This window comes from Macrococcus sp. PK (assembly GCF_022501545.1).
Classification (GTDB): Bacteria; Bacillota; Bacilli; order Staphylococcales; family Staphylococcaceae; genus Macrococcoides; species Macrococcoides epidermidis.
This window is the reverse complement of sequence record NZ_JAEPRF010000004.1, coordinates 88,284-111,538: the sequence shown is the minus strand read 5'-3', so window position 1 is coordinate 111,538 and position 23,255 is coordinate 88,284. Positions and strand designations below refer to the sequence as shown.

Genomic DNA, 23,255 nt, shown 5'->3' with positions numbered 1-23,255 from the left:
AATAGAATGTTATTATTGTGATATATGATATAAATATATTTGAAGCAATAGCATCGTTGACTTTTTATTTAATTGTCGCTAATTTAATGTAATAATAGTAAGGAGAAAAGCTATGGAAAATCTGAAAATTAGTTGTCACGATTTTGATAGAGATGTTTTACCAAATATTAAAGATCCTATTTTGAATGGATATCCAATTGTATACATATTAAATAATAATTCAGATAATCCTGAAGCTTACATTGGTCAGACTGTTCAAGTAAAAAGTAGAATGAAAAATCATTTAACGAATAAAGATAGAAAGAAATTAGATAAAATGATTTTAATAGGACATGATAAATTCAATCAGTCTGCAACCTATGATATAGAGACTAACCTTATTAATCATTTTATCGCTGATGAAAAATATAAGTTACAAAACAAGAGTCAGACTGCTCAGCAAATGACACATAACTACTATGAAAAGTCATATTATCATTCTGTGATTTTTGAAGACATATGGGATAAATTAAGAAAAGATGGTATTGTGAAGCATACAATAGAGGATATTCGTAATCGAGATGTGTTTAAGCTTTCACCATTTAAGGAACTGTCTGAAGCTCAGATGGATTTAAAAACTAAAATTATTGAGTTTTGTAATAATCACATTAATGATGACAAAAAAGCTGTATTTTTAATTAAAGGTGATGCTGGGACTGGTAAAAGCGTTGTTTTAAGTTCGACATTTAATACTCTTCAGGATCTATCTAAAAATAAAGATTTTCTTTATTTAGAAGATACATTAGAAAACAATCTATTTAACTCTAAAAACTACTTATTAGTAAATCATAATGAAATGTTAAAAACATATGAAACAATATCTGAAAGTTTACCTAATTTAAAGAAAAACAACTTTTTAAAACCAACTCCATTTATAAATAAAAGTAAATCAGGGAAGATAGAAGCAGATATAACTTTAGTAGATGAAGCTCATTTGTTATTAACACGACCGGATAGTTTTAATTCATTTAAAGAAAATAATCAGTTAGAAGAAATCATCAAGCATAGCAAGGTAACTATAATCGTATATGATGAAAGGCAGTATTTAAAAATTAAATCTTCATGGTCTGAAAATATATTAAAGAAAATATTAAAAGGTACAAATAGTGAGGAGTTTGTATTAGATAGTCAATTTAGAATGCAAGCTGATCAAGGTGTGATAAATTGGTTAGATGCATTTGTAAATAAAGAGATAAGAAAATTACCATATTCAAATAATGATGATTTTGAATTTAAAATTTTTGAAAACGCAGCTCGAATGCATGAAGCAATTGTTAAGAAGAATGAAGAATATAAATTATCGCGTGTTGTGTCAACATTTGATTACGTACATAAAAAAGATGGAAATGATTACTTTGTGGATGAGCCTGACTTTTCATTAGCCTGGAACAGGACTGATTATAAAAGCACTTGGGCTGAAGAGCCACAGACAATTAAAGAAGTTGGATCAATATATACGATACAAGGATTTGATTTGAATTATGTTGGAGTAATACTTGGTCCATCTATCGGTTATGATAAAGAGAATCATTGTTTAAAAATTGATGTTTCAAAGTATAGAGATACTGAAGCATTCAGACAATCTTCTGAAGAGATTAGAACTAAAGAAGAATTATTAAAAATGAAAGAGCAGATTATATTAAATTCGATGAATGTGCTTTTAAAACGTGGAGTAAAAGGATTATATATTTATGCAAGTAATGAGGAACTTAGAAAAGTATTACTGAATGGGGGTCTTCCGATTGAATCAGGAAATCATTGACTTAATTAATAAGTTTAGAGAAGAAAGAAATTGGAATCAATACCATAATCCTAAAGATTTATCTCTATCGTTAAGCTTGGAAGCATCAGAGCTTCTGGAAAACTTTCAATGGTTATCAAGTGAAGAAGCGGTAGAAAAAAATAGAGATAACATTGCAGAAGAATTAGCGGATGTTTTTATATATGGCATACAATTAGCAGAAGAAATGGGATTTGACATAGAAGACATTATTAGAATGAAGATTAAAAAGAACGGTGAGAAATATCCTATAAAATAATGTTTGCGCTTTCATAATATTTGTGATATACTGAACTTAATCAAATAGCACATAGACATGTGACTGGTAACGCAGGCAGGATCTAGAACGTACAAATGTAAATTTGTCGTTTTGGGTCCTTTTTTATTTGTCTCATGATCTTAAGGAGGAAAAGTCATGAATTACAAGCAAGTTGCAGAAGATGTTGTAAAACACATTGGTGGTAAAGAGAACGTTTCACATTTCGAACATTGTTCAACGCGTTTAAGATTTTCTTTGGTAGATAAGAACAAAGCCAATGTTCCTGCTTTAGAAGCTATTGAAGGCGTTATGGCTGTTAAGTGGTCAGGTCAGATACAGGTTGTTATTGGCAATGAGATTGTTGAAGTTTATGATGAGGTGCAGAAATTATTAGGTGATGTTTCAAGTAATACTGCTTTAACTTCAGGTAAAAAGCAAAGTCTTGGTAGTCTCTTCATGGATTTCTTAATTGGTGTATTCCAACCGTTAGTACCAGCTATCGCTGGTGGTGGGGTTCTTAAGTCATTATTAATGTTATTTTCAGTATTAGGTTGGATGAATCCAGAGAGTCAAAACTACAAAATTTTCATGATGATTGGTGATGCACCACTTTACTTCTTACCAATCTTAGTAGCTTATACTACTGCTACTAAATTGAAAGTTAATCCTTTAGTTGCCATGTCGATTGTCGGGGCGTTATTGTTACCACCAATGACAGAGATGTTGACTAAGGGTGGAGAATTATTCGGATTTGGCATTCAAAATATTGCTTATGCATATCAAGTATTCCCAGCGATTCTTACTGTTATCTTATATGCTTACTTAGAAAGATTTTGGACGAAAGTTACACCGAAACCGATTCGTATTTTCTTTGTACCATTAATGTCTATGGCAATTACAGTGCCAATTGCTTTATTAATATTAGGACCATTAGGTTTTAACTTTGGTCAAGGTTTTGCAGCAGTAATCTTAACCGTATTTAAATATGCTGGTTGGATTGCAGTAGCATTACTTGCAGCGATTTTACCATTCATGGTTGCTACTGGAATGCACAAAGCAATGTTACCATATGCAATTGCTGCAATGGGAAACACGGGTAAAGAAGTATTATACTTACCAGCTTCTCTAGCACATAATATCTCTGAAAGTGGTGCTTGTTTCGCGGTAGCATTAAGAACAAAGGATCCAAAAATGAAAGCTACATCAATTTCAGTTGGTATTTCAGCTTTATTCGGTATTACTGAACCAGCATTATACGGGGTTACATTACAAAATAAAAAAGTATTATCAGGTGTTATCGTTGGGGCTTTAATTGGTGGTGCAGCGATTGGTTTAATGGCAGTTGAGGCATTCGTTTTAGTAGGACCTGGTGTTGCAAGTATGACAATGTATGTATCTGAAAGCAATCCAAAGAACATTATTTATGCAATTGTTGGTTTAGTTGTGTCATTCTTAGTATCATTTATCGTAACGTTAGTATTATTTAAAGATAAAGTAGTGGAAGAAATTAAAGAAGAAAAAGAACATACAGTTACACAATCAAACGATTTAAACGAAGTATTAGATGTTGTAGTTGCTAATCCAGTAAAAGGTCAATATGTTCCTCTTGAAAATGTGAAAGACAGTGTATTCTCATCAAAAGTAATGGGAGAAGGTTTCGGTGTGTATCCAACTGAAGGTATGCTTTACGCACCAGCAGATGGACGTGTAATGATGCTTTTCGATACGCATCATGCTTTAGGATTAAAATTAGAAAATGGTGCAGAAATGTTATTCCATATTGGATTGGATACAGTTCAATTACAAGGTAAACATTTTAAACCATTAGTTAAGATTGACGATTACGTGAAAAAAGGCGATGCATTAATTCAATTTGATATAGAAGCTATTAAACAGGCAGGTTTTGATCCAACAGTTATTAATATTGTTACGAATAAAGATATTTACAATGTGCAATTAAATGAGGTCAATGACGCAAGTAATCTTAATTATAACACTATGACTATTATCAGAAAGGGAGAATAATAATGATTAAAAATACTTTTCCAGAGAATTTTATGTGGGGTGGCGCAACAGCTGCCAATCAAGTAGAAGGTGCTTGGAATATTGATGGTAAAGGGATGTCAGTGGCTGATGTTGATACTTACAAATCAAATCTTGCTTTAGATGATTATGAAGGACATGTTGATGTAACATTAGATAAAATCCAAAAAGCAATGGAGGATCCATCAGATAAAGATTATCCAAAACGTCGTGGTATTGATTTTTACCATAGATATAAGGAAGACTTAGCACTGTTTAAAGAAATGGGATTTAAAACATTAAGAGTATCAATTGCTTGGTCACGTATATTTCCTACTGGTGAAGAACAAGAACCAAATGAAAAAGGGTTAAAGTTTTACGAAGATTTATTAACAGAAATGAAACGCTTAGATATCGAGCCTATCGTTACATTGTCACATTATGAAATGCCTTTACATTTAGCTGTGAAGTATAATGGATGGGAAGATAGAAAAGTAATGGACTACATTGTCCATTTTAGTAAAGTAGTTATCAATCGTTATAAAGATTTAGTAAAGTATTGGTTATCTTTTAATGAAATTGATAGTGTTGAACGTCATCCTTTCAAAACTGCAGGAATTATTCCTGAGAAATGTCCTCCAGGTAAAGAAGAGGAAATCGTATATCAAGCTTTACATCATCAATTTGTAGCTTCGTCTTTAGCAACTCAATACTTAAGAGGAGTTTCACCAAATGCAAAAATGGGATGTATGTTAACTAAATTAACAACATACCCTAACACATGTAAGCCAGAGGATGTTGAAGCAACATTTAAGAAAAATACATTAAACTACTTCTTCACAGACATTCAAGTTAAAGGTGAATATCCACCACTTATTCTAAATATGTTTGAACGTAAAAATATTAATATAAAAATGAAAGAACAAGATTTACAAATTTTAAAAGACTATACAGTGGATTATTTATCATTTAGTTATTATATGTCTCTAACTGATTCAATGGATAATAGTTTAGAGAAATCTGCTGGTAATACAGTAATAGGAGTGAAAAATCCATATTTACAATCAACAGATTGGGGTTGGCAAATTGACCCGCTTGGACTTAAAATATCATTATTAGAATTGTATGATCGATATGGAATTCCAATGATTATTGTTGAAAATGGTATGGGTGCTAAAGATAAAGTGGAAGCTGACGGTTCTATTCATGATCAATATAGAATTGATTATTTCAAAGCTCATTTTAAAGCGATGAAAGAAGCGATTGATGAGGGTGTAGATTTATTCGGATACACAAGTTGGGGATGTATTGATTTAATCAGTGCAGGTACTTCACAAATGTCAAAACGTTATGGCTTCATCTATGTTGACCAGGATGATGAAGGTAATGGTACATTAGAAAGAAGTAAAAAAGATTCATTCTATTGGTATAAAAAAGTGATAGAGTCAAATGGAGCTGACTTAGAATAAACAGAAATTTGGGTGATGCAATTGATAAAAATTAAAAAAGTTCTGAACACGAGTGTCGTTCTTGTAGAAAACGAAGAGAAAAAAGAATATATCTTATTCGGTAAAGGTATCGGATTTGGAAAGAAGACAGGACAATTAATTGAAGAAGATATTGCAGATCAAACCTTTATGCCTGTTGAAAACAGTAGAGTAAAAGAGTTTATAACATTACTTGATGAAATTTCACCTGAAATAGTTGATTTAACTCAAGATATTATCCGTTTTGCCGAAGAAAAATTGAATGCTGATTTGAACAATAGTTTGCACTTTAATTTAATGGATCATATCAATTTTGCGGTAGAAAGATATCACAAAAACATCAATATAACGAATAGAGTATTTTGGGAGATTAAAAGTTACTATAGTACAGAATTTAGTGTTGGTGAATTTGCTGTAGAAAAGATTAATAAAACTTTAAATATAGAGTTACCGTTAGAAGAAGCGGCTAACATTGCATTCCATATTATTAATGCTAATGGACAGAATATTGATAATAAGAATGCTATGAAACAAGCTAAACTAGTAGGCAGTATTGTTAATCTTGTGAAATATACACTTAAATTAGATACTAAGACTGAAAGTATTCATTATACGAGATTCATTACACACGTTAAATTTTTTGTAGAAAGGTTTTTTGCAGATAAAATGCTAGAAGCAGATGATGATATTTTATATAAGCAAATTGAAACATCGTATCCAGAAGCTATGAAGGGTGCAATTATTATTAAAAATTATATAAGCCAAACATATGACAAAGAAATAAGTCATGATGAATTGACTTATTTAGCGGTTCATATCCATAGATTGATGAAGCAGAATTATTATTGATAAAAATAGATTAATGTAGAAAAACGAGAATGTTGATGTGCAGTTCAACATTAACATAATATCTCATTTGAGGTTATTAAATTATGATTAATGATTTCGTGTGAAGTAGAATAATATCAAAGGTATAAAGAAGAAATAAAATTAAATGAAAATAATTTTATAGACCATCTTAGTCAAGTTTAATTAAGCTTGTCTTTTTTATATAATTTATGATAGAACATAAGATCTTTTATCGGTATTTTTTATGTTAAAATAAGAACGTAAGTTCTTGTGTTGAAGGAGTTGAAAATATGGCTAAAAATGGATCCAAAGGTAAAGGTAGAAAAGGTGCAGTAAAAAATAGATCACAAACAAAAAATACAAAAACAATGAGGTATGTCAAAAGAGATAAAAAAAACAGGTCAATTCATGGATGTAAAGTCTGATGGAAAACCATTTAAAGGAATTAGAAAGGAGAAATAGCGATGGACATTGAAAATATCAATTCAGCAAGTATAATATTAAAAAATTTAGGTGAATCTGGATTGGTTCATGCCACATATTCAAAATTAAAATCAATAAAAGTCAAAGAAGATGAACAAGAAAGAATTAATGAATATGAAGAATTAATTAATAATTTAATTTCTGAAAATCAACAAATTCTTTCAATTGCGAATATGTACAAAAGTGAGTATGAAAGAATTAACATTAGTGACGAAGATATTGAACATTTACAAAATACTATCAGAAGGATTATTAATTTGCTAAATGAACAATCATCTAATGATGAAAATAATACTGATTTAGAAAGTTTTATAGAATTAATTCAAAAAGATACTTTAAAGACTATGCAATTATTGGGGTTCAATTATAAAAAAGCAATTGGGGAACCAGCCACAGAATTAGTTGCTTCAAAAATAAAAAATTTTATATAACAAATGTGATGACAATTAATTTTGTCAATACATTTGTAAATGACGGTTATAAAGTGTAGAAAAATAGTGAATGAAAATGCTATTTTTCTACATTTTTTCTTTTCAAAATTATATAATTATGTCCTAACTCAATCTTCGATTGGAGGTCATTTAATTAAGACATGACATTTATGAAAGAGTGCTTTTCTACATTATAAAAGGTATTAAACCAAATTACACTGAGCTTGGTCGACAATATAATTGTGATTCAAGAATAGTTAAAAAATATTATGAAGCAGGAAAGAAAATGAATTAAAACGATTGAAGAAAAGAAAACAAATATAGAAAGAATCAAAAATAGATTCATTCAAAGAAAAAATTAACGATGATTCAAAAAATCATTCTAAAACGTCAAATTTTGACTAATAGTCATGATATGCTTTAAATGAAGTTATATCTTATAGGGGGTAAGTAAATATGAAACATGATTATTTAAGTTGGGAACAATACAAGAGACTTAAAGAAAAATATTCTCATGTAGCCAGTTTTGCTTATTGGTCAAATGAACACAACAGTAAGACGGGTGCAACTGAAATTATTGCTGAAAGTGAAGAAGAATTTTTAACGAAAAAATTAGGCGAGAAATTACATTGTGATGTAGTATTTTTAGGGAAAAATTTTGGAACTACACCCGAGATTGAAGAGCTAGTTGAAAATGGAAATGATGAGCTGGTTCATGAATATATGAAAAAATTAAATTATATGAACAATCAATATGGTGGAAATTATGCAAAAAAAGCATTATATCCAGTTTTTAAAAATACATATTTTGAAGGTGGATACCTGACAGACTTATATAAGTTTCCTGTAGGTGATGATAATTGGGATGCTTATGGAATTCCAAGCAAAAATATGGTTAAATTTAAAGAAAAAATTGATTATGATTTTATTAAAAGGAATGTAGAAGGTTTGGCATATGAATTAAGAACTGTAATTGGTATAACAAAAGATCCTGTATTTGTATTGATGGGTAAGTTTGATGAAATGGTTAAAAAAGAATTGAAGGTTGTTTTTAAAGAGTCTATTATTTATGATTTTCCTCATTATGCAGCTAGATATACAAAAAATGATTTTATTGAACGAGGGGAAAGTATATTAAAAGATTTTGATAATTTAATGAAAGTAGAAGAATAATTTCAATCATGAAATGAATGTAAAAATATCTTTCAAGGTAAAATACTTACTCTATCTATAAATGTAATAAATGTATATTACTAGCAAAATTCTTTATGTTTTATATTATAATTTTTTTGAAGTATATTTTAAGACATATTAAATATGTTCATGCGCTATATTTTTACTTATTGATTAAAATCTACTTTTGAATGTACAAAATAAAGATTGTTCATTTAATTGTGAGATTATTAATAAAAAATTATAAAATAATTAAAGGAGTGTTTGAAATGAGTGCAAATGTAGAAGTAGAAAGATATTTAAGAGATCAAGGCTATAAAGAGTTTGAATACATGAGAATGAGCGGTAATAAATGGATTTATCGTGTATTAACAAATTGGAATGGCTGGAGAATGATGGAGATTGAAAAAGAAGTTTTCGGATTTTCTAAACTTGATTTAGGAGATGCCTAACAATTTCTATGTTTAAGAATAAATAAAATATGCTTTTTTAAAAGAATCCAACTCTGGGTTCTTTTTTTTATTTTCAAAATTTAATAATATATTATGAAGATGCACAGTTGTATAAATGTTATAATACAAATGATTAATAGAATGAGTTAATTTAAAGGAAGTGTTTTTTTATGAGAATGGAAGGGCTAGTTAATATAACGCCGGGTATTCCAACGAATAGGATTAGAAATGATGACGGGGATAATAAATATCATTTATATGGCAATGAAACATTTCTAGACGATAAAGCAATGTTTTATACAGAAAATAAGCCTGAAAAATTTATAATGGCGAACAAAAAGACAAAGCTGATAACTACGGAGTCTGAAGATATTATATTGAACATGGCAACATCTGAGGCGGCGATTGTTATGCCAGAGCATGCTGGATATGCATTGCCATATAATTATAGTAAGTTAACGTTAAATACACAGTTAATTGATAAAGATTTTCTCGTATTTTGGATTAACGAATCTCCACAATTCGCACAACAAATTAAATCTAACAATGCTTCAAGCAAACATAATCTAAGAAGAATCACTGTAAGAATGTTTAATGAATTGAAAATTGAATTGCCTGATATTGAAGATCAAAAAAAGGCTGGATTGTTATACAAATCGCTTATCGAGTTATCTTCTCAAACAAGAAAGAAGACAGAATTAATGAGTAAAATTATAGGTCAAAAAGTATTTTTAGAGGTGAAAAATAGTGACGATGAACAAAGAAACGATGAGGCATAAGCTTCAGGATGTTTTTGGTGATAAAGATAATTATCAGTATGTGCTGAAAAATTATATACAAATTATTATCTTTTACAAATTCGTATCTGACAAAACGATACAAATGGTGAATGAATATAAGGAAAGTAACGAAATAAATATTTCATATGAAGCGTTATGGGATGATGATAGTCAGTATGAAGCATTGGAAAAATTCTTATATGATTCAAATGGCTACTTTATTGAGCCTGAAGATTTATATGATCAGTTCTTAGCAGCTGCTAAAAATTCCGAATTTGAAATATTGTTATTTGAAAAGGCGTTAATTAAACTAGAAGAATCTACGCTTGATGCAGGGGATTGGGATAAGAGAGAATTATTTAGTAAGATTTTTTCGCATATTGATTTTAGTGATCGTAGTTTAGGTAGAAGGCTTAAAGATAGAAATGAATTGTTCCAAAAGATCTTTCTGGATTTAGATTCAATTGATATTAGCGATGTGAGTTTTGAAGATATCGGTGTAATGTATGATTTAATTTCTGATGTGATGGACAAAAGTTATGTATTTAATAATACGAACAGTTTAGTTCCAAATAACATTCACACTTTAGTTGCTAATTTGTTAGACATTAATACGACAGACTTAAAAGAGTTATATGATCCTAATGTTTATGAGGGTAGTTTACTGGTTAAAGCGGCGACAAGTCTAAATGTTGATAATATTTATGGGCAGGAATGGCTTCAAAAATTTTATAATCTTTCAAGAATTAATGCAATGGTTCATAATATTCCTAACATTTCATTGAAGAAGGCGAACTTTTTAGAATTTATTGATAGAAAAGAGCAGAAATTTTCAGGTATAGTAAGTTACATGCCTGATTTTGATAAATTTGATTATGAAGATGAATTTTCAACTCAAAATAATATTATTCGTTTGAATGATTCAAATCTTAAAAATGATGTACGTCAAGAGTTCTTGTATCACATTATCGAATCACTTGAAGTGCATGGAACAGCTATTGTTATTTTACCTAAGATAATGCTCGGTAGAATATATTCTAATGCTGAAGTGGTAGATAGGCTAATAAAAGAACAATTGATCGATGCGATGATTGAACTACCAAAACAATTATTTTTTGACAGAGGATATCATCGTAATATCATTATATTAAGTAAGAAAGAAAATTTAAGCGAAGATTATAAAATCATGTTTATAGATACATCTCGTGAGTATACGCCTAGTGAACGTTCATCCCGACTTGAAACACATCATATTGATAAAATCACTGAAGTATTTAGAAATAAAGAAATAATAGCTGGTTATAGTAACATGGTAGATATTAGTTCAGTTTTAAATTTTGAAGGTGATAAGCTTAAAATTTCAAATTATGTTACACCAGTAGAAGAGCAAAGTGTGATTAATATAGATAGCATGAAGATGGAGTTAAATGTAGTTGATCAAAAGATTGATAAATTGTTAGAGGATATCAATAAGTTAAAGAAGGATTTAGAGTTATAGTGAGCAGGAATCAAAATTGATTCCTGTTTTTATATGCATATACCATGTATTATTTATAATGTACAAAAAAATATAGTAAACAAAAAACGTTCAGTCAACCTATTTACTTCTATGGAAGTCCGTGATACATTATATACATAAACGGATAAGACGATAAAATATTAAAAAGGATGTGCATTGTTATGAGATTAGATGACATACTGAACGTGTATGGTGGATCGATTATTTCCAGAATTATTGATTATGGCAATATTCAGGATGTCCCGGTTTATGACCACAAACTGTTTTCGTTTGATGCAGGAAAGCATGCGGTTAATTTAAGTGATATCGAGCGCATTGCGATTAAGAAGAACGCTAAAGTTCGAATTATCAAAGAAGGAGACATCATAATTAATCTTGCATCTGGCGAGTGTGTAATCGCTTCAAACCAAAGTGATGGCGCGATTCTTCCGTATAATTATTCTATCATAGAATTAAATGATGAAGTGGAAGCAGACTTTTTTGTGGGCTGGTTCAACTTTTCAAAAGAAGCTTTAAGTCAAATTGATTATTTCCATCAGTTATCTGGTTCCACGGATAAAAAGATTACGCATCAAATGATAAAAGACATCACGATTAATTTACCGTCATCTAAGATACAGACTAAAATTGCTGGTCTGGTCCACACAAACCGTGAAGCCAAAAAGCATTTTGTTATTCAGAACTTATACTTTGAAAAATTTTTAGAAGAACATCTGTTTGATAATGCATCATAATAAGATATAAATTGACGTAAGCGAACGCTTGCTTATTTTATTATGCATTTTTACAGTTTAATGTAAATATTTGGGTGTATTATTCTTGTATTACAAAATATCTGGAGGTTTTAAATTATGACAATTTCAAATAACTTGATTGAAAAAAGAAAATATAAATTTACACGTCAATGTCACCAAGCCCTTCAATTACTTAATGATATGGATGACAAAGAAATAATTGAAACCCAAGATGTATTAAGTGTGATTTTATCTGTGCCTGACACTGGGGCGGGTCATACACTAGGCGGCTATTCGATTGTTAAATCGAAGGTAAGTCAAGCGATTGATGATGCCGTTTGGATTGATAAACGTGAAAAGGCTACAGAGCATATGTCGAATGACTTTGACAGTAGAAGAAAGCATCGCACTGAAATCTTGAATGCACCAATACAATTTGTTAAGGAAAAATCTGCACATTGCCAAATCAATAATATCCATCGATTTATTTCTATTGATGTAATGAAAGCTATGGAGTTTGCTGAAGAAATGAGAATTCAGCTCGCACCAGATCATGGTATTGATACAGAATGGTTGTTAATTGGGATGGTTCAAAATTCAAATTGTAATGCATATCATTTATTAAACAAATTAGTAGTTGAGAATGACAGAACTTATCACGGTTTAAGACTCGGTGATGAGATTAGAGTATCTCCAGGATTTCATAGATTCACCCATGATGGTGGTAAAGCTGAAAGGAAAAAGTTTGATGAGACAGATAATAATCGCTGGAGAAATAAACTTACCAACCCTGACTTTTCTTTATTGGATGAAATCGCAGTAGATATCACTAAGAAGGCAAAGAACAATGAGCTCTCTAAAGTGATAGGACGTGACGAAGAAATTGCTCAAATTGAATTGGTACTAGCACGCCGCAATAAAAATAATGTCGCACTTATTGGACCAGGTGGTGTTGGGAAATCAGCGATTGCTGAAGGACTTGCGATAAAAATTGCGCATGAAGAAATTCCATCATTAGCACATATGAGGATACTGCAGCTCAGTATGAATGATATTCATAGCCGTCAAGGTTTATCCTATCATTCTGATATGATTTTGAAATTCATTGAAGAAATGAAACGCGAGAAAGATGTGATCTTATTTATTGACGAAATCCATATGCTCGGTCGAGATAAAACTTTAGTGAATGCACTGAAACCTATAATGGCACGAGGTGATTTTAGAATTATCGGTGCTACGACACCTCAGGAATGGAGCAGTTATATTGCTGAAGATACTGCCTTTGCAAGACGATTCGAACAAGTTCAGGTTGATGAACCTTCTTTAGAAGATACTGAAATGATTGTTGCAAATGCTATTTCTACTTATGAAAATTTCCATAAGCTAAATATTCCGTTAGATGTTATTGAGACGAGTATTTACTTAGCACATAAATATTTAGAACATGAAAGGATGCCCGATAGTGTATTCACACTTATTGATAATGCGAGTACAATTTGTAAACTTGAGAACCAAACTCAAACTGAAATTGATAGAGCGTATTATGAACAGTATTCTGCATTAAAAGATGAGTTAGCCGCTGCTAAACAAATTGACTATAACGAAGAAGCTGAGGATGAAATTAGAAATCGTATGCAATTGTTACAACAAAAGTATAATCAGGTGCGTAATGATGATACACGAGTTGACTATAATCTTCAGGTTACAAAAGAACACTTGAAGAAAGCAATCGAATATAAGTCTGTGACGACCGTTAATACGATTGATCTCCTTGATAAGCAAACGAGACAACAACAAGAATTTAACAATTTGAAAAACCTTATCGAAAATATGAAAGCTAAAATAATTGGTCAGTCAGAGGCAGTCGAAGCAGTTGCTAAAGCGGTGATTCGAAGTAAGACAGGATTTAGAGATCACACTAAACCTGCTGGCGTATTTATGTTTTTAGGTACGACTGGTGTAGGTAAGACAGAAACAGCAAAAGTACTTGCAGAAATGCTTTATGGTGACAGTGATTCACTGATTCGTTTTGATATGTCTGAATATCAAATGTCACATGAAGTATCTAAATTAATTGGCGCACCACCAGGTTTTATCGGATACGGAAAAAGTGGATTGCTTACGAATGCTGTTAAGAAAAATCCTAAGGCTATTCTTTTGTTTGACGAAGTAGAAAAAGCGCATCAAAAAGTATTTGATACATTACTACAAGTATTTGATGACGGACGCTTAACAGATAGCCTAGGAAATACAATTGACTTCAAAGATACGCTTATTATCTTAACATCGAATCTTGGAGCCAGTTCAATTCGAAATGAAAAACCGATGGGATTTGGTAATGTTCAACACTCTGAACTCGATTACGCACTTGTAAAACAACAAACGATTGAAGCGGTACAGGAATTTTTCAGACCTGAATTTATCAATCGAATTGATGAATTGATAGCATTTAAACCTTTCAGTAAGAAAGAAATCTTTGAGATTACCGCTTTAATGATTGAAAAAGAAGCAAAAAATATTAATAAAGCAGGATATTCAGTGCACTTTGATGATGCAGCCATTCAATTTATCGCTGATAAATATTATGATCCGATAAACGGTGCCCGTCCAATCAAACGAGGCATTACAAAGTCTATTCAGGATCAACTATCTGAGTTATTGATAAATGATATTTTAGTAAAGGGAGATAAGGTACATGTGACATCAGATGGTAACAATATACAAATGACTGTAGAAATAAAAAACGAAGCAATATAGCGTATTGAAACGACAATTATTGACATGTTGCTGATGTATATTAAATAAATAATCTTAATTTATGGGAGGAAATATATGATGAACCTATTACAAGAAACTCAGGAAATGCTTAGAAGGCATAATAAAACTTTGGATAATGTGATTTGGATTGGCGATAAAAATAAAAAAATTGCTGTGGATGATTTTATTAAGATGGCAGACCGTGAATATGATAATGGTTATGGTATCGCTGAAGTAAATGAACATCTCGTAATTGTCGGTAAGAATTGGTGGTTAGAACGTCTCGTGTATGATGGCAAAGAAAGTTGGGACTACAAAACGATACCACAACAACCAGATGATTATGGGTTGAATATATGGTATGAGTGGAGCGGAAAAGGTGACGAATATTTCGGATTTTAGTAACAATGAAATACAAAATAAAAATTAAAAAGGATGGTAATTCAAATGAAAAAATTATTCTCAATCGTAACAGTATTAGTGATGGTATTCGTATTAACAGCATGTTCTAAAGATGTATCAGGAGAATATGCCGCTTTTGATAAAGAAATCGGGCAGGTAGATCTTAATATTTCTGAAGAAACAGCAACGATGACATTTACAACTATGAATAAAGCAGCTGAAATTGCATCAAGTGGTTTGTTTGCGCCAAAGGTTGATACGAGTATGTTTAAATTAAATGGTAAAATTGACATGAAAGATAAGAAAATGGTCCTAAAAACAGATCAAGGTGAAAAGATTGATGCTACGTATGAAGTGAAAGATGATATTTTAATCATCAACGTTAAAAATATGAAATCAGGCATTAAATTCTATAAAGTTGATTCAAAAGAATATACAAATCAATCTAGTAAGTTCAATGAGGATGAAGTTCTGAACAATATTAGTTTATAAGTAATTCTTGATAAAATAAGTACTAGATTATATATAATCTAGCACTTATTTTTTTATACATATATATATCATAGTGTGTACATAGAATATAAAATCAATTACATAGCAAACGAAGCTTGGAAAGTGTCTAAAATGCAAAGATACTTAACAACTAATAAATTGGTATTTATTAAACTTGCATTAAATAATGACATGATATATAATTTATACGAACATACGTTTGGTATTTTGTGGGTGGTGAATCGATGCAGATTACTTTTTATGGTGATGAATCAGGTACGATTACGTTGTGTAATGATGCACATCTTAAATACTTTTATATTGGAATGATTTCAACCAACGAAAAAGACAAAGTTAAACGGGTATTTCGAAAGTCAAAGATGCATTACATTAAACATAAAAATAGTAATCGTGATTATACTAAAGAGATAAAAGGTTCTGAAATGAATGCAGATATGAAAGGGTATATTTTAGAGCAGTTAGTAGAGAAGACAGATATTACTTTTCATTATATCGTAGCTGATAATCATCATTTACGAAAAATATTACGTGAAAAGCCGCATATCACATTTAATTTTTTAATTGGACGCTTCCTTAAAGTAAATTGTGTAAAAGGATTTGAACAAATTCATCTTATATTAGATAATCGCAACAAAAATGTAGATCGATTAAAAGATTTACAATACTATTTAGAAACTGAATTGATTGCAACAACTGATATTAGTCAAGTAAAGGTGCAATATGTGGATTCTAAGCAATCGGATTTAGTACAAGTGGCAGATGTATTTAATAATTTGTTATTTAGGTATGGCAATGGAGAGAGATTAGATTCATCCAACAAGTGTGTTAAAGAGTTTGGAAGAAATGTTGAAACAATGAAACTGATTTCTGATAGAATTCAATTCTGTTTATTATTTCCGAATGAAAAGTGTGAATTTAATATTTGTTATTAGTTTTTATTGTGAGATAATCAATATTGATGATATAATAATTAAGTATCACTCGTAATTCTTCAGCAAGCGTGACCCGCAATCGTATGATTGCGACCATAAGCTACGTGTAATCGTAGCCGCCCTGGAGTGGAGGATACATTAATTATATAATTATGCGATAATATAGATAAACACCCTTCAATTAGATTGGAGGGTGTTTTGTTTATTATTATTTGTATTAATAATCAAACTTAGCGAGTTCCTCTTCCATTTGTTCTTCAGTGAAGATTCCAGCTTCAATCCAGGATTCATACTTTTGTCTCATAATATCCTTTTCAGACATGCCATTTTGCATGTTCACAGAATCTCTGTAACGCTCAGCAGCATATAATTCGGTCGCTGGTGCCATAGGAATTAATCCTTTATCAACAGCTGATTGGTAAGCTAAAGTCTTTTCTCTTTCACTATAATTATTACTGTAAATAATTGCTTCTAATTGTTGCTGTGATTGAACATTATTAACATCTATTTTAGCAGTTTGAGTGGATTGTATTTCTGTAGATGTTGCTTCAGTACTAATGGCTTCTGTAGTAACAATTTCGCTCGTTGTAATTTCTGTAGTAGATGATTCAGTCGTTGGTTTTTCTGTTGTAGACTTTTCAGTCGTTTCTTTTTTCTTAGTAATTTTCTTTTCAGATATATTAATATTTCCCTTTGAATCTTTATTATGCTCTTTTTCTTTATCAGAACTACATCCAGATAACAAAATAGTTAGTGTAAGTGTAGGTAATAGTATTTTTCGCATATACTGTTCTCTTCTCCTCATTCATAATTAATAGTGTTATCAACAACTTAAAATGATAGCTGATGGCATACTTTTTATTGTTAAAACTTACTTATGAGCCTCCCAAAAGGGTAAACGATAAAATAATAATATTTATCTTATATTAGCATATTAAAATATTAAAATTAAGGTGTGAATACATTGAATAATCAAGGATACAAAACTTACACAATTTCAAATAACCAAATAACAATTGAATTAACAAATCTCGGCGCAATTATGAAAAGAATTTTAGTTCAATATAATAAAAAAGAAATAGATATTGTTCTTGGATTTGATAAAGAGCAGGATTACTTCGAAAATGATTCAACTTATTTTGGTGCTGTAATTGGTCGTAATGCCAACAGAATAGAAGAGAGTGAGTTTATTTTAGAAGGACACAAGTATCAATTAGAATCAAATGAAGGTGATAATAATCTTCATAGTGGTTCCAGCGGGTTTCATACTAGAATATGGGACGTTGTATCTCATAATGAACATAGCATCACTTTTTCATTACTTAGTCCTCACTTAGATCAAGGATTTCCTGGGGAATTAAAGATGGAAGTAATATACGCACTTACTGGCGATAATGCGTTAGAAGTGACTTATAAAGGTCAAAGTGACAGATTAACTGTATTTAATCCGACGAACCATAGTTATTTTAATTTAAATGGTCATGATAGTGGTGACGTACTACATCACAAGTTATGGCTGAATAGTGATAAATACAGTGAATTAAATGATGAAAGTATTCCTACTGGTAAACAGTTAGAAGTGACGGATACGAATATGGACTTCACAGAATTGAGAAAGATCTCAGAAGATAAGACGGATGAATATGATGATAACTTTATTTTAAATAGTAGTTATATTCATCAGAAAGCTGCAACGATTATTGGGGATGTTACTGGTATACAGATGGATGTTTATACGAACAGTCCATGTATTCAGCTTTATACGGGAAATGGTTTGGATGATGTACGTGGCAAGAATGGTACGGTTTATAACAAACATGCTGGTGTGTGTTTAGAAACACAATTTGAGCCGAATAGTGTAAATTCAAATCATCCACCTTTAATTGATGGTGAGAAAGAATATAAAACGATTTATAAGTTTTCGGGATTTTAATATATATCTAGACTTTGAAATATGCCGCAAGTCTGATTAAATAATTGAAATCCACTTATATTTAATGTATCGATGAACAAGAAACGCTGCAAGCGAGGTTAGTATATCTAACCGAACTTGCAGCGTTTTTTATAAAATATAATCCACTCGTACACAAGTCATTATACAGGTAAAAGGAGGAGAAGAATTAATGGTTTTTCGCTGAATCTATTTAATAATCTACTTTATCACTGTTACTAGCAAAGAGGAAGATATCCGTCACTTTGCCTTTTTGATCGAAAGAGAATGATATTTCGCCGTACTTTGTAGGCACAGCTAAGCCTGTAATTTGTGAGTCGTCTGATTGAGTTTTTGTAGCTACCTGACCAAGGTATGCTTTCTCAATTGTCTGTATTGAAATTTTACCTTTTTTAACTGGTAAATATATGCCGATAATTTTTCCGTCTTTTTTAAATGCAACAGTATCGTGTTTTTTCACTAAATATTTCTTATCAAACTTTTTCTTATACTTAAAATCATGATACGCCTTAATTACTGGTTTTAGGTTTGTTTTCCCGAGCTGTGTTGTTACTTTCCATCCATTAATTGTTACATTACTTTGTTTCACAGCATTAATGAAATGTTTATCTGTTACAAATTGATAGCTATCTCCAGTGTAACCGTTCCATTTGTAATACGGCTTAACTGATTTAGCAGTTGTTGTCTTAGCATCAACGGTTTGCACACCGTTCATAGTCATCAGTAAAGTTGTTGCAATCCCTAAACTTAATATCGCTTTCTTCATTATAAATCCCTCTTTTCTGGCGTTTTTTAAACCCTATAATGTTATTTCTATTTTATTATAATACATTTTTTTACATTATGGAATTATTTATCTATTTGAGTATGCTAGTAAAATTATGTTTATTTTCTTGAAAACAATTTATATTTATAGATATAAGTGATAAGTGATTAATTTATAAACGTTATGTTAAACTAACATAAATACATGAATGAAGTGTTCATATGACTGAAAAAAAGTTGAATCAAATTTTATAAAATCAGGAGCGTATTGAAAAACGTTTAGAGAATATTGAAATGTTGCTTGTAAATCTTGCAACGTCTTTCGGTGAAGTTGAAGAATACGTTGATGTGTCATTTAAATATGATTTAATTCAGGAAAAATATGCTGATAATCATTTATTTCAAAAATTTTTACGTGATTTAGAGGAAGAAATGGATGAAGATCTACCATTTTAATTGATTGTTATAGAAGATTAACGTAATAAAATATGCTATAATATTTTTATCACTCGTAATTCTTCAGCAAGCGTGACCCGCCTTCGTATGATTGCGACCATAAGCTACGTGTAATCGTAGCCGCCCTGGAGTGGAGGATACATTAATTAGATTATTATGAGATTATATAGATGAACACCCTTCAATTATATTGGAGGGTGTTTTTTACTATGTGACACATACATATTAAATTTGATTATTTTATAAAATTTTCTAGAATAATTAAGCGCTACCATTTATAATTTTTATAATAAATATTATGAATGAGGTGGCATATATGGTTAAAAAAGGTATTGCAGCATTATTATCTGTTGGATTATTAGCAAGTCCGGTACATGTTACAGAAGCCAAAACAGCAAATGCACCATATTTAATGTATCAAATTACAACAGCAACAGGTTTCGTTAATGGTTCTGGTGATGAATATGCAACGGCATATGTTTATCGAGGTAATGTAAAACTAGGAAGCACAAAAACAAGTAAATATGGATACTTTCATATACCAATTAGTGCCCCGAAAAAAGGTCAGGTTTTAACTGTATTTACAGTGAAAAATGGTGTGAAGAGTAAAGTTATAAAATTTAAGGTAACTAAAACAAACACAAAAGTTAAGCAAAAGAGTTTAAAGAAGTTTACTACTGAAGATAAAAATAAAATCAATAAAGAAATGTATAGATATTTAGCAGCTTATGCAAAGAAACATAAGAAAGCAGTTTCAGATTACTATTTCTCTCATGGTTCAGCAGGTTACGGAGACTGGTATGCAATCACTGATCAAGGGTCAGTACAGACACAAGATAACAATTACCCAGGATATTACGGATTTCCGTTACATGATGTAGGTGGTTTTATTATGTATACACCAAAGTCAGGTCAATATGGTATTGAAAGAAATCATTATGAAAAGATTACAGGTTTTGGTGGACTACATGAACTGTATAAGCCAAATACATCTGCTTTTAAATATATGATGGCTGATAATGGTAAAGTTTATGAAATTAAAGGAACGACAAATAACACGAGCGGGTTATATATTCACCCGGCAACAGGATTTGGTGAACTGACTGATAAAGGGACTTATGGACAGTATGGTCCAACTGTAAAGTTTAAACCGACGACTAATAAAGCATTGCAACAAAAGTATACAAGTGTGATCAAAAAGTATGTCAAAAAATAATTATAAAAATATGTGTCATTGAGTAGATAAAAAAACAGAAATTCCGTTCGGAGTTTCTGTTTTTCTTAAAATTACCTTAATAATCATCGAAAGCCGATTCTAATATTATAACTCCATGATATGATGAGCGTAAGATTAGGAGGGATAATATGGGATATATTCTAATTATGGTAGGTATTTTAATATGTAGCATGCTCATTTTAGTATTCGCCAAGTTACTGCATTTTTTGATTAAAGAAAGATTAAAGCTACAAACGATTTATACAGCTTTAATGGTAATCGTACTACTGCCACTACTTACAATATTGATTTATAATGAAATCGGAAACTATTGGTCTAACCCTACTCAAGAAGATTCCAAACGATTGGGAGAGATGGTTGTAAAGACAATCAATAGCCCGGATTATAAAAAGATTGCACGTGATGAGACAATTTATGCGATTGAACCAATGATGTCACGTTTTAACCGTCCGAAAGATTCATATATATATGAGATAAATGTTGCGACGGACAAGAATACATATATCTTTTCATGCGATGAAAAAACATGGGCTAAAGAACCTAAATGTAAGAAGATTAGTATCGGCGGATGGGGCGGAGCATTTTATTATGAAGAAGGTCATACCTTCTTCAAAGGATATAAAGGCTTTAAAGATGGAAAGGAGCAATGATAGTCACTGTCTGAGACATATAAATATTCCCAAATAAATTTCAAAAAGTGTTTGCCAAAAGATGGATTACATACTACATTATAGTTAAGTAACAAAATAAACAAAGGGGGTTAACAGATGAAAAAAGTTTTAGTATCGACACTTGCTGCTGGGTTATTATTGTCATGTTGTTCTTTTAATGAAGCAAGTGCAGCAACGAAATATAATTTAACATCAAAGTCAGTTGCGGATAAGATTAAAAACAGTACGTTAGCACCAAACGGTATTAAGATAGGTAAGAAACTGAAAGAATATCGTTTTAAGAAAGCATATACATTAATGCAATCGACTCATGGAGGTTATTCACCACCAAATCCACCGACAAGATTAATAGATGAAGTAAGTACAGTTGGTGCAACAGGATTCTCAGACTTACAAGAGCATATTTCTTTTGGAAATCGTAAAGTGAAACGTATTGTATTATCAAATTATTACAATACAAATATGAATGCGATCCGTAAGGTCTATAAGAAACCTGTTCTATCAGTTACGAGCAGATCGAATATGGGTGGAATTGATATTGTTCAGGACCATTATAAGTTTGCAACGTTTGTATATACGAAGTTTGATAAGAAACTGATTAGTGTACATTTAAATAACTTTAAAACAACTGCTGAGATTAAGAAATTCAGCAAAGTACTTAAGACCAAAGAATACTATCCAGCAATTAAGAAAAGTGAATGGAAGTAAAGACTGAAGTCCAGATGAAAATCTGGGCTTTTTTTGTGGTAAAAAGTTAATTCAGTAAGACAAAATTTGTCTGAAAATGAATATATAATTTATTAAGTACATAATACTTAAACAAAATACATAGAGGTGAATGGCAATGAAAAAAATGTTAACAGTTATTCTTGCAGGGTCGATGTTAGTAGGTTTTACAACAAATAATGAAGCACAAGCTGTAGAAAATACATCGTACCCATTATTAAGTAAGTCTACGATTAATAATATTAAAGCAGGTAAATTGAATATTGGTGGAATCCAAATTGGTAAATCTATAGGGTATTATAAAGGGAAAAAGGGCTATAGTTTACTTAAATTAAGTAACTATATAGATCAAAAATATGTATATACGATTGCCAGTAATAAATATGCTTCTGGCTATGCGCATTTTACTTCGCATAATCCAATTAATAAAAGATATATAACACAAATAACGATTCATACAGAAAAGGATCAAGAATATACTCCGTCTACTATTCGAAAGTATTATGGTAAACCTTTGACGTCAATTAGCGGAAGAAAAGTTTTTGATGGATCTGTTAATTTACAAGTTGATTACTATAAAAATATTAGATTTCAATATATTAGATACACTGGAAAAGACACTGCTAAGTATAAATCAAAGTACAAACTTTATAATGTTCAGGTCACTGATAGCAATACTATGAAAGAAATTAATAGTTGGAAGCGTGTGGATCTTAGACATGGAGTCTTTTCGGGTGGTCCCACAATTTTACCTAAGAGTGAATGGAAATAATGTTATAAATCTCAAGGAATTATTATTGAGATTCTCATAATAAAGAGAACCATATAATACCTCGAA

General features: G+C 30.7%; 24 protein-coding genes. 22 read left to right on the top strand and 2 right to left on the bottom strand.

The window, feature by feature from the left end; translation table 11 throughout:
* The first annotated feature begins 112 nt into the window (after positions 1 to 112).
* The 16 genes from JJJ02_RS03860 to JJJ02_RS03790 all read left to right on the top strand — a co-directional run bounded on the left by JJJ02_RS03860 (position 113) and on the right by JJJ02_RS03790 (position 16,611).
* Positions 113 to 1,801, top strand: a complete 1,689-nt coding sequence (locus JJJ02_RS03860; RefSeq protein ID WP_240837478.1) for a DUF2075 domain-containing protein — start codon at positions 113 to 115, stop codon at positions 1,799 to 1,801.
* Entirely contained in the window at positions 1,767 to 2,078 is a 312-nt protein-coding gene (locus JJJ02_RS03855) for a MazG-like family protein (RefSeq protein WP_240837476.1), read from the top strand. The genes JJJ02_RS03860 and JJJ02_RS03855 overlap by 35 nt, the downstream gene beginning before the upstream one ends.
* A 156-nt stretch (positions 2,079 to 2,234) precedes the next feature.
* Positions 2,235 to 4,103 (top strand): beta-glucoside-specific PTS transporter subunit IIABC, encoded by a 1,869-nt coding sequence (locus JJJ02_RS03850; protein WP_240837474.1) that lies wholly within the window; start codon positions 2,235 to 2,237, stop codon positions 4,101 to 4,103.
* Positions 4,104 to 4,105: 2 nt separating this feature from the next.
* Positions 4,106 to 5,569, top strand: coding sequence for a glycoside hydrolase family 1 protein (locus tag JJJ02_RS03845; protein ID WP_240837472.1), 1,464 nt, complete (start codon positions 4,106 to 4,108; stop codon positions 5,567 to 5,569).
* A gap of 21 nt (positions 5,570 to 5,590) precedes the next feature.
* On the top strand, positions 5,591 to 6,436 hold the full coding sequence (locus tag JJJ02_RS03840) for a PRD domain-containing protein (protein WP_240837470.1): 846 nt from the start codon (positions 5,591 to 5,593) through the stop codon (positions 6,434 to 6,436).
* 290 nt (positions 6,437 to 6,726) lie between these two features.
* Positions 6,727 to 6,861, top strand: a complete 135-nt coding sequence (locus JJJ02_RS13305; RefSeq protein ID WP_255724780.1) for a hypothetical protein — start codon at positions 6,727 to 6,729, stop codon at positions 6,859 to 6,861.
* A gap of 39 nt (positions 6,862 to 6,900) precedes the next feature.
* Positions 6,901 to 7,350: a hypothetical protein gene (locus JJJ02_RS03835; protein ID WP_240837468.1), complete on the top strand. Its 450-nt coding sequence runs from the start codon at positions 6,901 to 6,903 to the stop codon at positions 7,348 to 7,350.
* 456 nt (positions 7,351 to 7,806) lie between these two features.
* Positions 7,807 to 8,523: a hypothetical protein gene (locus tag JJJ02_RS03830; RefSeq protein WP_240837466.1), complete on the top strand. Its 717-nt coding sequence runs from the start codon at positions 7,807 to 7,809 to the stop codon at positions 8,521 to 8,523.
* 269 nt (positions 8,524 to 8,792) lie between these two features.
* Positions 8,793 to 8,975, top strand: coding sequence for a hypothetical protein (locus JJJ02_RS03825; RefSeq protein WP_240837464.1), 183 nt, complete (start codon positions 8,793 to 8,795; stop codon positions 8,973 to 8,975).
* A gap of 176 nt (positions 8,976 to 9,151) precedes the next feature.
* The gene (locus JJJ02_RS03820) at positions 9,152 to 9,754 is read left to right on the top strand and encodes a restriction endonuclease subunit S domain-containing protein (RefSeq protein ID WP_240837462.1); all 603 of its coding nucleotides are present in this window, start codon (positions 9,152 to 9,154) and stop codon (positions 9,752 to 9,754) included.
* The gene (locus JJJ02_RS03815; protein ID WP_240837461.1) at positions 9,744 to 11,252 is read left to right on the top strand and encodes an N-6 DNA methylase; all 1,509 of its coding nucleotides are present in this window, start codon (positions 9,744 to 9,746) and stop codon (positions 11,250 to 11,252) included. Before JJJ02_RS03820 ends, JJJ02_RS03815 begins: the two co-directional genes overlap by 11 nt.
* 182 nt (positions 11,253 to 11,434) lie before the next feature.
* Entirely contained in the window at positions 11,435 to 12,007 is a 573-nt protein-coding gene (locus JJJ02_RS03810) for a restriction endonuclease subunit S (RefSeq protein ID WP_240837451.1), read from the top strand.
* Between the two features lie 117 nt (positions 12,008 to 12,124).
* The gene (locus JJJ02_RS03805) at positions 12,125 to 14,764 is read left to right on the top strand and encodes an AAA family ATPase (protein ID WP_240837448.1); all 2,640 of its coding nucleotides are present in this window, start codon (positions 12,125 to 12,127) and stop codon (positions 14,762 to 14,764) included.
* A gap of 75 nt (positions 14,765 to 14,839) precedes the next feature.
* Positions 14,840 to 15,166: a hypothetical protein gene (locus JJJ02_RS03800; protein WP_240837446.1), complete on the top strand. Its 327-nt coding sequence runs from the start codon at positions 14,840 to 14,842 to the stop codon at positions 15,164 to 15,166.
* 45 nt (positions 15,167 to 15,211) lie between these two features.
* A complete protein-coding gene (locus tag JJJ02_RS03795) occupies positions 15,212 to 15,658 on the top strand; it encodes a hypothetical protein (RefSeq protein ID WP_240837444.1) in 447 nt (148 codons plus the stop codon).
* Positions 15,659 to 15,903: 245 nt separating this feature from the next.
* The gene (locus JJJ02_RS03790) at positions 15,904 to 16,611 is read left to right on the top strand and encodes a DUF3800 domain-containing protein (RefSeq protein ID WP_240837442.1); all 708 of its coding nucleotides are present in this window, start codon (positions 15,904 to 15,906) and stop codon (positions 16,609 to 16,611) included.
* A 217-nt stretch (positions 16,612 to 16,828) separates the two neighbouring features.
* On the opposite strand, the gene JJJ02_RS03785 is transcribed toward JJJ02_RS03790, so the two are convergent.
* Positions 16,829 to 17,395 carry a hypothetical protein gene (locus JJJ02_RS03785; RefSeq protein ID WP_240837440.1) on the bottom strand — a complete coding sequence of 189 codons (567 nt, stop codon included), beginning with the start codon at positions 17,393 to 17,395 and terminating at the stop codon, positions 16,829 to 16,831.
* Positions 17,396 to 17,575: 180 nt separating this feature from the next.
* Between JJJ02_RS03785 and JJJ02_RS03780 the strand changes: the two genes are divergently transcribed.
* Entirely contained in the window at positions 17,576 to 18,544 is a 969-nt protein-coding gene (locus JJJ02_RS03780) for an aldose epimerase family protein (protein WP_240837438.1), read from the top strand.
* Between the two features lie 211 nt (positions 18,545 to 18,755).
* On the opposite strand, the gene isaB is transcribed toward JJJ02_RS03780, so the two are convergent.
* Positions 18,756 to 19,328: an immunodominant staphylococcal antigen IsaB family protein gene (gene isaB, locus JJJ02_RS03775; protein ID WP_111714091.1), complete on the bottom strand. Its 573-nt coding sequence runs from the start codon at positions 19,326 to 19,328 to the stop codon at positions 18,756 to 18,758.
* Between the two features lie 293 nt (positions 19,329 to 19,621).
* Here isaB and JJJ02_RS03770 point away from each other — a divergent pair, with 293 nt between their 5' ends.
* The 5 genes from JJJ02_RS03770 to JJJ02_RS03750 all read left to right on the top strand — a co-directional run bounded on the left by JJJ02_RS03770 (position 19,622) and on the right by JJJ02_RS03750 (position 23,189).
* On the top strand, positions 19,622 to 19,783 hold the full coding sequence (locus JJJ02_RS03770) for a hypothetical protein (RefSeq protein WP_240837430.1): 162 nt from the start codon (positions 19,622 to 19,624) through the stop codon (positions 19,781 to 19,783).
* 316 nt (positions 19,784 to 20,099) lie between these two features.
* Positions 20,100 to 20,999 (top strand): hypothetical protein, encoded by a 900-nt coding sequence (locus tag JJJ02_RS03765; RefSeq protein WP_240837428.1) that lies wholly within the window; start codon positions 20,100 to 20,102, stop codon positions 20,997 to 20,999.
* 149 nt (positions 21,000 to 21,148) lie between these two features.
* Entirely contained in the window at positions 21,149 to 21,670 is a 522-nt protein-coding gene (locus JJJ02_RS03760; RefSeq protein WP_240837426.1) for a hypothetical protein, read from the top strand.
* A gap of 117 nt (positions 21,671 to 21,787) precedes the next feature.
* Positions 21,788 to 22,399, top strand: a complete 612-nt coding sequence (locus tag JJJ02_RS03755) for a hypothetical protein (protein WP_240837424.1) — start codon at positions 21,788 to 21,790, stop codon at positions 22,397 to 22,399.
* A gap of 136 nt (positions 22,400 to 22,535) precedes the next feature.
* Positions 22,536 to 23,189, top strand: coding sequence for a hypothetical protein (locus tag JJJ02_RS03750; RefSeq protein ID WP_240837422.1), 654 nt, complete (start codon positions 22,536 to 22,538; stop codon positions 23,187 to 23,189).
* Positions 23,190 to 23,255: the final 66 nt, after the last annotated feature.